General features: G+C 72.6%; 6 protein-coding genes. 5 read left to right on the top strand and 1 reads right to left on the bottom strand.

The genetic code is table 11. The features are described 5' to 3' along the window. Positions 1 to 37: 37 nt before the first annotated feature. The 3 genes from AC30N0_RS06580 to AC30N0_RS06570 are packed head-to-tail and all read left to right on the top strand — an operon-like array spanning position 38 to position 4,096. Entirely contained in the window at positions 38 to 439 is a 402-nt protein-coding gene (locus AC30N0_RS06580; protein WP_489517128.1) for a hypothetical protein, read from the top strand. Next, positions 436 to 2,262, top strand: a complete 1,827-nt coding sequence (locus AC30N0_RS06575) for an O-antigen ligase family protein (protein ID WP_489517127.1) — start codon at positions 436 to 438, stop codon at positions 2,260 to 2,262. Before AC30N0_RS06580 ends, AC30N0_RS06575 begins: the two co-directional genes overlap by 4 nt. A 34-nt stretch (positions 2,263 to 2,296) precedes the next feature. Next, positions 2,297 to 4,096, top strand: a complete 1,800-nt coding sequence (locus AC30N0_RS06570) for a PglL family O-oligosaccharyltransferase (RefSeq protein ID WP_489517126.1) — start codon at positions 2,297 to 2,299, stop codon at positions 4,094 to 4,096. On the opposite strand, the gene moaC is transcribed toward AC30N0_RS06570, so the two are convergent. After that, positions 4,089 to 4,586, bottom strand: a complete 498-nt coding sequence (gene moaC, locus AC30N0_RS06565; RefSeq protein WP_489517125.1) for a cyclic pyranopterin monophosphate synthase MoaC — start codon at positions 4,584 to 4,586, stop codon at positions 4,089 to 4,091. The two genes, AC30N0_RS06570 and moaC, sit on opposite strands and share 8 nt — an antisense overlap. Positions 4,587 to 4,632: 46 nt before the next feature. On the opposite strand from moaC, the gene AC30N0_RS06560 reads away from it, so the two are divergent. Next, positions 4,633 to 6,216 carry a M48 family metalloprotease gene (locus AC30N0_RS06560; protein WP_489517124.1) on the top strand — a complete coding sequence of 528 codons (1,584 nt, stop codon included), beginning with the start codon at positions 4,633 to 4,635 and terminating at the stop codon, positions 6,214 to 6,216. Between the two features lie 101 nt (positions 6,217 to 6,317). Continuing rightward, positions 6,318 to 11,846, top strand: coding sequence for an alpha-2-macroglobulin family protein (locus tag AC30N0_RS06555; RefSeq protein ID WP_489517123.1), 5,529 nt, complete (start codon positions 6,318 to 6,320; stop codon positions 11,844 to 11,846). Positions 11,847 to 11,963: the final 117 nt, after the last annotated feature.

The following is an 11,963-nucleotide window of genomic DNA, read 5'->3' as shown; positions in this document are numbered from 1 at the left end:
GGAGGTGGATCGCTTGTGAGTCGTCACCGCTGCCGACGTGGACACCGATACCCTCAGCGAGGCACCACTGGGACTGCGGACGCTGCCGTGGACGGGACCGACCCTCATCGCCGCCGCCAAGCCGACCCGGCCAGACGATGTCTTCCGCTCCATCGAGCTGGCGATGGGCGGCTTCGACATCTCCATGTTCCCGCGTCACTGGCGCGACTACGACACCCAGCGCGACGCCGCTTGGAACGCCGCGCGACCCGTGGCCGACCTGATCGCCCGATACCCCGATGCTGCGTCCGACGTCGAAAGGATCGCGGCAGAGTCCGGTCAACCCGCGAGCACGCTCCGCTTCCTGCCCCTGATCTCGCGCCAGGCGAGCTGGGCGACGCTGGTCGCGCCGCCGGATGCGCGTGTCGTGGGCCACGTTCCCTGGGACGGCTTTCTTTGATCGCCACGCCCGTCGCCGCAAGCATCGACACGGCCGCCGCGGTGCCTGAGGCAGCGCCTTCGGACCGCTTCGCCTGGCCGCTCGTGGCGCTCGCACTGGTCGCCCCCTGGTGGCTGCCCCTACTGTCGCAGCCGATCACCACGTTCTACAAGGAGTGGCTGTTCGCTGTCGCGCTCGGCTTCGCCGGCCTGGCCTTCGCGCCGCTGGCCTTCGGGGGACCGTCGCTGCGCCGTCAGCCGATGTTCGCCGCCTGCCTGGCGCTGATGGCCGTGCTGGTGCTGCAGGCCCTCTTCGTCGACGGCGTCTGGCGCCGCGCCGTGCTGATGGTCGCGAGCGTCGCCTTCTTCGCCTTCACGATGGTCCTCGGCCAGAGCGTTCGCCAGCGGCGCGGCGCCGATGCCGTGTCCTGGGTCGCGACCTGCCTCTTCGTCGCGGCGCTCGGCTCGTGCGTCTTCGCGCTGCTCCAGCTGCTCGGCATCAAGCTGCCGTTCGCCGTCCTGCCCTGGGCCGGCGGCCGGCTCTACGGCAACCTCGCCCAGGCCAACCACTTCGCCGACCTGCTCTGGATCGGTTGCGCCGCGGCGGCCGTGCTGTACGCGGCCGGCCGGCTTAAGCTCGTGCCGGCCCTGGCCGCCGTCGTCGTGCTGCAGGCGTTCACGGTCCTGAGCGGTTCGCGCATGGTCTGGGTCTTTGTCGTCGTGCTCGCCTTGCTCGGTCTGGCCGCGCGGCTTCGCCATCCGTCGGCCGACGCGCGCCGGCTCGGCAGTGCGCTTCTCGCCCTCGCCGCGCTGCACGTCGCGGTCGTTGCCGCGGTCAGCGCGTCGGGAGTGCTCGAGGCCTTCGCGATCACCTCGGCGGAACAGCGCATCAGCTCCGGCGACAGCGCCGACTCGAATCGCCAGCGGCTCTGGTTCTGGCGCGTCGGCCTCGACGCCGTGCACCAGCATCCGCTCCTCGGCGTCGGCGCGGGGCGCTTTGCCGGGCACGCGCTCGAACTGGCGACGCAGGTTCCCGAGAGCCCGCCCGCGGGAGCCGATACGCAGGCGCACAACGTCTTCTTGCAGATCGCCGCCGAGCTCGGCGCGCCGGTGGCGCTGTTGGTGGCGGCCTGCCTGGCGCTGTGGCTGGCGGCAGCTTGGCGGCGTGCCCGACGGCACCCGGAGATCCTGGGCGCATTCGCCTTGATGGCGCCGATCCTCGTCCATGCCAACCTCGAGCACCCGCTCGCGTACCTCTACTTCCTCGGCACCTTGGGCTTGCTGATCGGGCTGGTGCCGAACGAGCCGTCCCCTGCAGCACCGGCCCCACCTGTCCCGGCCGAGGAAACTGCGCCGCTGCCATCGAACGCGCTCCGCTTCGCCTCCTTCGCCGTCCTCCTCGGCGCGATCGGGGCCTACGTCCAGTACAACCCGGTCGAGCGGGCGATGCAGGTACTGCAGGCGCAGGTTCGCGCGGGCAGCGCGCCGCAACCCAGCCAGGCGCTCGCCGCGCGCCTGGCGGCCATCCCGGCGTGGTCCGCCTTCGGCGACTACGCCGAGCTGATCGCCGTCGTGACCGCGGTCCCGACAGCGGCCGACGCGCGGGCCTGGCTCGGCCGATGCAACCGGGTCGTGGCCATCGGCCCGACCGCCCACCTGCTCGCCCGCTGCGCCACGGCGGCGCAGGCGGCGGGCGACGCGCGGCGGGCGAGCTGGCTTGCCAACGGGCTGTGCAAGGTCTACCCCGACTCGGCCCCGGTGCTGATCGAGTCGATGCTGCTCGTCGAGCTGGCCAGCCCGGCTGTCGCGAACCTCGAGAGCCGCTGCGTCGACCGAGTCAAGTAGGCGCGCTGCGCCGGCCCTCGCCGACAATCGCCGGATGCCGTCCGCGAACCCGGCTCCGCGCCTCGGAAACGTCGAGACGTCCCTGGCCATCCCGCTGGCGATCGTCGCCGTCGGCCTGCCGACGCTCATTGCCTTCAACGTCGCCCCATCGGCGACCTTCCTCAACCAGACCGCCGCCTTCGTCGGCTGGGGCGGCTTCCTGCTCGCGCTCAGTGCGGCGCTCAGCCGCGATGCCCGGCCGAAGGCTCCGGCGGCAGGGGCCTTGCTGGCGGCGCTGGCGCTCCTCGTTCTCAGCGCCCTGGTGGCACCGCTGTGGGCGTCGCTGCCCTGGGCGCTGTCGCTGTCGGCGGCGGGGACGCTGCTGAGCGCCGTGCTGACCGTAGCCGTCGGTGCGTCCGTGCAGCGCGCCGACCTGGGGCGGGCTGCCTTCCGCGCCTTCTGCATCGCCCTGGTCGTCGCCGGCATCGCGAGCAGTGCCATCGGCCTGATCCATGTGTTCGCGCCGGACCTCGCCGACGGCGAATGGATCGCGCTAGCGGCGACCCCCGGCCGCGCTTCGGGCAACCTGCGCCAGCCGAACCACCTGAGCAGCCTGCTGCTGTGGTCGATCGTCGCCGCCATTTGGCTCGGCGAAACGAAGCTGCTGCACCGCACGGCGGCGATGCTGCTCGCGCTCGTCTTCCTGTACGTGGTGATGCTGAGCGGGTCGCGCACCGGCGCGCTCGGCATGCTGACGCTGGCCGGCTGGGGCCTGCTCGACCGCCGTCTCTCTTTCGGCATGCGGCTGCTCCTGCTCCTGTCGCCGGTCTCGTATGCCCTCTCGGGCTGGGCGACGGGCGCCTGGGCCGCCGCCGGTGATCAGCTGGTCGTCGGCACGAGTCGCCTGGGCGGGAGCAGCGGCAACTTCTCGAGCTCGCGCGTCGAGATCTGGTCGAACACGCTTGCGCTGATCGCCTCGCACCCGTGGCTCGGCGTCGGCTTCGGCGAGTTCAACTTCGCCTGGACCCTGACGCCGTTCCCGGGCCGCCCGACCGAGTTCTTCGACCACACGCACAACATCGTCCTGCACCTGCTCGTCGAGCTAGGTATTCCGCTCGGCGGGCTCGTGCTCGGCCTCTTCCTGTACGCGCTCTGGAAGGGGCTCGACCACGCCGTCCGCGAGGGCCGCGAGAACGCAGACGCGGTGCCGGTGCAGCGTGCCGCCTTCGTCATCGTCTTCATGGTCGCCGTGCACAGCATGCTCGAGTACCCGCTCTGGTACGCGTACTTCCTGCTGCCGACGGCCTTCGCGTTCGGGCTCCTGGTCGAGCGGCCCGACGGGCAGCTGATCGTGCGTGCACTGGCGGCGCGACCGGCGAACGGGACGCGGCCCTTCGTCCTCGCCTCGATGCTGCTCATCCTCGGCGGCACGCTCTCGCTCTACGACTACATGCGGGTGGTGGTCATCTTCGCTCCGCCGGCGAATGCCGGCCCGCTCGCGGCGCGCGTCGCCGAGGGCCGGCGCAGCATCCTCTTCGCGCACCACGGCGACTACGCCGCGGCGACGCTCGCGGAGCGCCCCGGTGCGGTGATGAAGGCGTTCCGGCGTGCGCCGCACTACCTGCTCGACTCACGGCTGATGACGGCGTGGGCAACGGCGCTCCACGAGACCGGCGATTCCGACAAGGCGAGCTACGTGGCGGCGCGCCTGAAGGAGTTCCGCAACCCGCAGGCGGCCGAGTTCTTCGCCCCGTGCGACGCAGCCGCCGCGCCCGCATCGCCGGCATCGGCAGGCACGGCCCCCTTCCAGTGCGTCGCCCCCACCAGGCCGCTGACCTTCGAGGACTTCAGGTAGCGGCAGCCACCCAGTCGCCCGACTTGCCGCCGCGTTTTTCGAGCACGCGCACCTCGCCGATCACCATGCCGCGGTCGGCCGCCTTGCACATGTCGTAGACGGTGAGCAGGCCGACCTGCACGGCGGTCAGGGCTTCCATCTCGACGCCGGTCCGGCCGACGCACTCGACCTGCGCCGTGCAGCGCACCCCGGCCGTCTCGCGCACGATCTCGAACTCGACGGTGACGCGCGTGAGGGCGATCGGGTGGCAGAGCGGCACGAGATCCGAAGTCCGCTTCGCGCCCTGGATGGCCGCGATGCGGGCGACGCCGAGGACGTCGCCCTTCTTCGCGCTTCCCGACTCGATCAGCGCCAGCGTTTCCGGCTTCATCCGGATCGTCCCGGTGGCCCGGGCGACGCGCTGCGTCTCCCCCTTGTCGCCGACGTCCACCATGTGCGCCTGCCCCTGCGCATCGAAATGGGTGAGGCTGCTGGAAGTAGGGACGGCCATGGCGGAAACCGGGACGGAAACGTTTCGCAGGCATCATAGCCAGGCAATGAAGTCAGCCGTTGTGCCCGTGCCCGATCTCTGGCGCCGCTGCGTCGCGATCCTGTGCGCGCTGGTCCTCGCCGGGACGGCGCTCCTGGGCCCGGCGGCGGCGCAGAACACGCTGCCGGCGCTCGGCGACTCCGACTCGGCCGACTTCACCGTCGGCACCGAGCGCAAGCTCGGCGACGAGATCATGCGCGAGATCCGTCTCGACCCCGACTACCTCGACGACCCGTTGCTGCTTGAGTACGTCGAGTCGCTGTGGCAGCCGCTGGTGGCTGCGTCGCGCTCGCTCGGCAACATCACGGCCGACCTCGACCAGCGCTTCGCCTGGTCGACCTTCCTCGTCCGCGACGCGAGCGTCAATGCCTTCGCGCTGCCCGGGGGATTCGTCGGCGTGCACCTCGGCCTCATCGCCCTCACCGCCAACCGCGACGAGCTGGCCTCGGTGCTCGGGCACGAGATGTCGCACATCACGCAGCGGCACATCGCGCGCAGCATCTCGGGCAACACCCGGCGCTCGCTGGTCGGCCTGGCGGCGATGGTGATCGGGCTGATCGCCGCGTCGCGGGCGACCAACCCGGACGCCGTCAACGCCGTCATCGCCGGCTCGCAGGCGGCGACGCTGCAGGGCCAGCTGAACTTCTCGCGCGAGGTCGAGCGCGAGGCCGACCGGATCGGCTTCCAGACGATGATCGCCGCCGGTTACGCACCGGGCGGCATGGCGTCCATGTTCGAGAAGATGGACGTCTCGACCCGGCTCAACGACCACGGCGGCTTTCCCTACCTGCGCACGCACCCGCTCACCGTCGAGCGCATCGGCGAGGCGCGGGCCCGGGCCGGCGTCGGCGCGGTGCCGGTGCGCGGCAGCATCCTCGAGCACACCGTGGCCCAGGCACGCGCGCGCGTGCTCATGGACAGCCGCGTCGACGCGCTGCGCCGCTGGCAGTCGCGCGACGCGGCGACGGAGGGCAGCGCCGCCGAGAAGCTGCTTGCCGCGACGGAGAGCGCGCTCGGCTCATCGCTGCTGCGCGACTGGGCGCGCGCCGACACGTCGTTCGCGACGGCGCTCGGCATCGTCCGCAACAGCCCGAACAGCAGCGCCCGCGCCGAGCGCGCGGTCGTGCTGATGCAGGCGCAGTCGCTGCTCGACCGCCGCGCCACGGCGAAGGCGGCCGAGGCGATGCAGCCCTACGCCGGCGACGGCTCGCGGCCGAGCCTGCTGCTGCAGGCGCAGATCGCCCTCATCGCCCATCCGAACGTCAGTCCCGACAGCGCGGCGCTGAAGGCGCGCGCGTCCGAGCTGCAGACCTGGGTCGCCCTGCACGGCGACGATTCGCTGGCCTGGTCGGCGCTCGGCCAGACCTGGGCACGGCTCGGCCAGCCGCTGCGCTCGCTGCGCGCCGAGGCCGAGTCGCGCTACGCGCTCGGCGACCTGCTCGGCGCGGCCGACCGCCTGCGGGCCGGCCAGCGGATGGCCCGCAGCGGCGGCGCGGTCGATTTCATCGACGCCTCGGTGATCGACTCGCGCCTGCGCGACATCGAGGCACAGCGCAAGCAGCTCCTGGCGGACAAGCAGGCGTCGCGCTGAGGTCGCACCGGGCGGCCTTCCTCCGCGAAAGCGCGCCTCGCCTTCGCCGTCTCTTCGCAGGCCGCTCGTAGACTCGTCCGACCGCATCGGGAGTCGAGTCAATGAAGCGTTGCATCGGTGGCCTCGTCGCGGCATTCGCCCTGTGCCTGCCCTCGGCCCACGCCGCCGGCGTCGTCGCCGTCAGCCCGCAGGGCGAGGTGGCGCAGGTCCGCCAGGTCACGGTCAGGTTCTCGGAAGCGGTGGTCGCGTTCGGCGACCCGCGCCTGCCCGACCCGTTCGCCGTGGCCTGTGCCGGCGTCGTGCCGCCGGGGGCGGGCCGCTGGGCCAGCGACCGGGTCTGGCTCTACGACTTCCGCGAGCCGTTCGGGCCCGGCACCCGCTGCACGGCGCGGCTGCGTTCCGACTGGAAGCCGACGGCGAAGGCCGGCCCCCCCGGCACCGCGGCTAGCGCAGCAGCGGCCACGCTCACCGGCCCGACCGAGTTCTCGTTCTCCACCGGCGGCCCGGCGATCGTCGCGATGCAACCGGGCGACGGCAGCGAGATCGAGGAGGACCAGCACTTCCTCATTCGCCTGAACGGCCCGGCCGTCGAGGCCAGCGTCGTCGCCAACGCCTGGTGCGAGGTCGAAGGCATCGGCGAGCGGCTGGCCCTGCGCATCGTCGGCGGCGACGTGCGCGCCCAGGTCCTGAAGGCGCGCCGCATCGAGAAGGCAGCGGCCGAGCGCGCGCTACTCGCTCGCTGCGAGCGGCCGCTGCCGAACCGCTCCGCGGCGCGCGTCGTCTGGGGCAAGGGCATCGCCGCGACGGCCAACCCGCAGGTGCTCACGACGATCGAGCAGCGCTTCCGCTACACCGTGCGGCCGGCGTTCACGGCCGAGTTCAGCTGCGAGCGCGAGAAGGCGAACGCCCCCTGCGTGCCGATCCGGCCGGTCACCGTGCGCTTCACGGCGCCCGTGTCGCGTGAGCAGGCGGCGCAGGTTCGCCTGCGCCCGGCCAGCGGCGAGGCGCTGGCGCCGATGTTCGACAAGGACGACAAGTCGGCCGAGGTCGCCGAAGTCACCTTCCCGATGCCGCTGGCCGAGAATGCCGCCTTCAGCGTCGAGCTGCCGCGCGAGCTGAAGGACAACGCCGGCCGCCCTCTCGCCAATGCCGCGAGCTTTCCGCTCAAGGTGCAGACCGGCGACGCGCCGCCGATCGCGAAGTTCGCGTCGGCGCCGTTCGGCGTCGTCGAGCGCCACGCCGAGTCGATGTTGCCGGTGACGCTGCGCCACGTGCAGGCCGAGCTGCGACCCGCGGGTGCTGCGGGCGCCGCCAGCGCTGCGGCGTCGGCCGCGAGCCGCGGCCAGGTCCGCGTCAAGCGCCTGCTCGCCGACGCCGAGATCCTGGCTTGGTACGCGAAGCTGCAGCGCTACCACGAGACCCGGCTGACCGCCGAGGAGCTGGGCCTGCCGCAGCGCGAGTGGCACACGTTCGAGGAGGACCGCGACGCGCGCGGCCGGGTCACGAAGCGCCGCGTCGACCGCCGCGTCGGCACACGCGAGGTGTCGCTGCTCGCCGGCGACGCCGGCGCTGGCCGGCTCGAGCTGCCGCAGCTCGCCGGCGCCGACCCGCGGCCGTTCGAGGTCGTCGGCATCCCGCTGGCGCAGCCCGGCTACCACGTGGTTGAGATCGAGTCGCTCCGCCTCGGCCAGTCGCTGCTCGACAAGCGCGCGCCGATGTTCGTTCGCACCGGCGTCCTCGTCACCAACCTCGGCGTCCACTTCAAGCACGGGCGCGAGAACAGCGTCGCCTGGGTCACGACGCTCGACCGCGGCCGGCCGGTCGAGAACGCCGCCGTCGTCGTCCACGACTGCCAGGGCAAGCCGCTCTGGAACGGCCGCACCGACGCCAAGGGCCTGGCCGTCGTCGCGCGCTTGCTCGGCGAGCCGGTCGGGAACTGTCCGGCCGACAACGGCTTCTTCGTCACCGCGCGCAAGGCCGACGACAAGGGCGGCCAGACCGACGTCGCCTTCGTCTTCAGCAGCTGGCAGAAGGGCATCGAGGCGTGGCGCTTCAACGTGCCCACTGGGCGCGGCGCCGAGCCCGACCTGCGTGCGTCGACCGTCTTCGACCGGCCGCTGTTCCGTGCCGGCGAGACGGTGTCGATGAAGCACTTCATCCGCCTCGAGACCTCGGCCGGGCTCGCCGCCGTGCGGCCGGAGCGGCTGCCGACGCGGGCCAGGATCGTCCACCAGGGCAGCGGCCAGGAGTTCACGCTGCCGCTGCAGTGGGCCGGCGGCGGGCGCAGCGCCCACATGGCCTGGAACATCCCGCCGGCGGCCAAGCTCGGTGTCTACGAGGTCGTGCTCGACCGCGAGCCCGGCGCCACGGCGCCCGATCTCGAGGAGGGCGAGCGCCAGCGCAGCTGGACCAGCGGCAGCTTCCGCGTCGAGGAGTTCCGCCTGCCGCTCGTCGATGCGCGCATCAGCGGCCCGAAGGCCATGGCCGTCGCGCCGAAGGACGTCGTCGTCGACGTGCAGATAGGTTACTTCTCCGGCGGGGCAATGGCCGGTGCGCCGCTGCGCGCATCGGCGCTGCTGAAGCCGCGCGCGCCGGCCTTCGCCGGCTTCGACGATTTCTCCTTCGAGCCGGCGCGCGATCCGAAGAAGGCGGAGCATGACAGCGGCGATGGCGACGAGCGCGCGGCCGAAGGGGCCGGGCGCGAAGGCCGCCTCGTCGCCGACAAGGTCGCCCTGGCCACCGACCGCAACGGCGCGGCGAGCTTCACGATCAAGGACCTGCCGGCGTCGACCCGGCCGGCGGCCATCGACGCCGAAGTCACCTTCGACGACCCGAACGGCGAGACGCAGACGGTCGCCACACGCATCGAACTGTGGCCGAGTGCCGTCGTGCTCGGCGTCCGCGCCGCGTCCTGGGCCAGCAACCGCGGCAAGGCGAAGTTCAGCGTCGTCGCCCTCGACACCGCCGGCGAGCCGCTCAAGGGCCAGGCCGTCGCCGTGCGCGGCCGCACGAGCCAGGTGATCACGACGAGGAAGCGCATGGTCGGCGGCTTCTACGCCTACGACAACCGGACCGAGGTCAGGGAGCTCGGCAGCCTCTGCTCGGGCACGACCGACGACCGCGGCCTCGTCGCCTGCGAGGCGACGCTCGACGGCGCCGGCCAGGTCGAGCTCATCGCCGAGGCCCGGGATGCGCAGGGCCATCCGGCCCAGGCCGCGGCCACCGTCTGGGTCACGGGGCAGGGCGAGCTCTGGTTCGCCCAGGACAACGACGACCGCATCGACCTCCTGCCGGAGAAGAAGCGCTACGAGCCGGGGGAGACGGCGCGCCTGCAGGTGCGCATGCCCTTTCGCGAGGCGACGGCACTGGTCGCGGTCGAGCGCGAAGGCGTGATCGCGACCCAGGTCGTGACCCTGCGCGGCGACGACCCCACGGTCGAGCTGAAGATCCAGCCGACCTGGGGCCCGAACGTGTACGTCAGCGTTCTCGCGATCCGCGGCCGCGTCCGCGAGACGCCGTGGTACTCGCTCTTCACCTGGGGCTGGCGCGAGCCGCTGTCGTGGTGGAACAGCTTTCGCCACGACGGCCGCGACTACCGGGCCCCGACGGCGATGGTCGATCTCGCCAAGCCGGCCTTCAAGCTCGGCGTCGCGGCGCTGCGCATCGGCCTGGCCGCGCACGAGCTGCAGGTGAGCGTCAGCGCCGACAAGGCGCAGTACCAGGTGCGGCAGAAGGCGATCGCCAAGGTGAAGGTGTCGTACGCTGGCAAGCCGCTTGCCGGCGCCGAGCTCGCCTTCGCCGCGGTGGACGAGGGCCTGCTCGCGCTGCGCGCCAACGAAAGCTGGAAGCTCCTCGACGCCATGCTGCAGCAGCGCGCCTGGGGCGTGGAGACGAGCACCGCGCAGAGCGAGATCATCGGCCGGCGCCACTACGGTCGAAAGGCCGTGGCGGCGGGCGGCGGCGGCGGCCGCGGCGCGACACGCGAGCTGTTCGACACGCTCCTGGTCTGGAGGCCGAACGTCGTTCTCGACGCCAACGGCGAGGCGACGATCGAGGTGCCGCTCAACGACTCGCTGACGAGCTTCAGGCTGGTCGCCGTCGCCGACGCGGGCATCGACAAGTTCGGCACCGGCCACACCAGCGTTCGCGTCACGCAGGACCTGCAGGTGCTCGCCGGCCTGCCGCCGCTCGTCCGCGACGGCGACCGGTTCACGGCGATGCTGACCTTGCGCAACACCACGGCCCGCGAGATGAAGGTGCGCGCCACGCTGCAGGGCACGGCGAACTCGCCGGGCCGGGACGCGGCCGACATCGCCCGCGCGCCGATCGCGCTGCCGCCGCAGGACCTCGTCCTCGCCGCCGGCGCGGCGAAGGAGATCGTCTGGCCGGTCGACGTCCCGGCCGAGGCGTTCAGCATCGCCTGGGAAGCCGCGGTCGAGGAGGCCGGTGCGGCCAAGGAGGGGGGCCGAGATCGCCTGAAGATCACCCAGCTCGTCGCCGCCGCCGTGCCGGTGCGCGTGCTGCAGGCGACGCTGGCGCAGCTCGACGGCCGGTTCAGCCTGCCGGTGGCCGCGCCGGCCGATGCCCTCGCCGGTGTTGCCGGCGCCAGGCGCGGCGGCCTGAACGTCGCCGTCCAGCCGCGCCTGACCGGCGCGCTTCCCGGGCTGCGCCGCTTCTTCGAGACCTATCCCTTCGTCTGCCTCGAGCAGAAGACCTCGAAGTCGGTCGGGCTGAAGGACGCGCAGATGTGGGCCGCGGTCGCCAATGCCTTGCCGACCTACCTCGACAGCGACGGCCTGGCCAGCTACTTCCCGCCGCGCGCCGACGAGCCGCCGCGCGGCAGCGACCGCCTCACGGCCTACGTGCTCGCGGCCACGCACGAGGCCGGCTTCGAGCTGCCGGCCGAGGCGCGCTCGGCGATGCTCGACGGCCTGACGGCATTCGTCGAAGGCCGCATCGAGCGCCGGTTCTGGTCGCCGCGGCCCGACCTCGACGTGCGCAAGATGGCGGCGCTCGAAGCCCTGTCCCGCTACGGCCGGGTCCAGCCGAAGCAGCTGGGCTCGATCAACCTGGTGCCGAACACCTGGCCGACGGCGGCGGTCATCGACTGGCTCAATGTGCTCAAGCGCGTGCCGGCGATCCCGGCGCGGGCCAAGCGCCTCGAGGAAGCGCAGCAGATCCTGCGCGCCCGCCTGACCTACGCCGGCACGACATTGCGCTTCAGCACCGAGGAGAGCGACTTCTGGTGGTGGCTGATGGACAGCGCCGACGCCAACGCGGCGCGGCTGATCCTGGCCGTGCTCGACGACCCCGCCTGGAAGGACGACCTGCCGCGCATGGTCGTCGGCAGCCTGGCCCGGCAGCGGCGCGGCGCCTGGCTGACGACCACCGCGAATCTGTGGGGGTCGCTGGCGCTGGACAAGTTCTCGGCCCGCTTCGAGTCGGTGCCGGTGGCCGGGCGGACGCTGGCCGGCGCGGTGGCCGAGGCGACGCCTGCGGCAGGCGCCGCCGCGTCCTCGCCGACCGGACAGGTCGCCGACTGGGGCCGGCAGCCGAACGGCGCCGCGCTGAAGGTCGCCTGGCCGGACGTTGGCGGCTCGCTCGAGGTCGTGCAGGAAGGCGCAGGCTAGCCGTGGCTGACGGTGCAGAGCCTGGCCGCCATCCCGCTGAAGGCGCCGTACGCGGCGGGCTACCACGTCGCCCGCAGCACCACCGCCATCGAGCAGAAGGACAAGGGCCGCTGGTCG

This window comes from Rhizobacter sp. (genome assembly GCF_031412495.1).
Classification (GTDB): Bacteria; Pseudomonadota; Gammaproteobacteria; order Burkholderiales; family Burkholderiaceae_C; genus Schlegelella_A.
This window is presented reverse-complemented; position numbering and strand designations above follow the sequence as displayed.

What these genes read in the sequence shown, in the direction of transcription:
- AC30N0_RS06570 (WP_489517126.1), top strand. Translation starts at nt 2,297, where the DNA reads ATGCCGTCCGCGAACCCGGCTCCGCGCCTCGGAAACGTCGAGACGTCC.
- moaC (WP_489517125.1), bottom strand. Translation starts at nt 4,586, where the DNA reads ATGGCCGTCCCTACTTCCAGCAGCCTCACCCATTTCGATGCGCAGGGG.
- AC30N0_RS06560 (WP_489517124.1), top strand. Translation starts at nt 4,633, where the DNA reads ATGAAGTCAGCCGTTGTGCCCGTGCCCGATCTCTGGCGCCGCTGCGTC.
- AC30N0_RS06555 (WP_489517123.1), top strand. Translation starts at nt 6,318, where the DNA reads ATGAAGCGTTGCATCGGTGGCCTCGTCGCGGCATTCGCCCTGTGCCTG.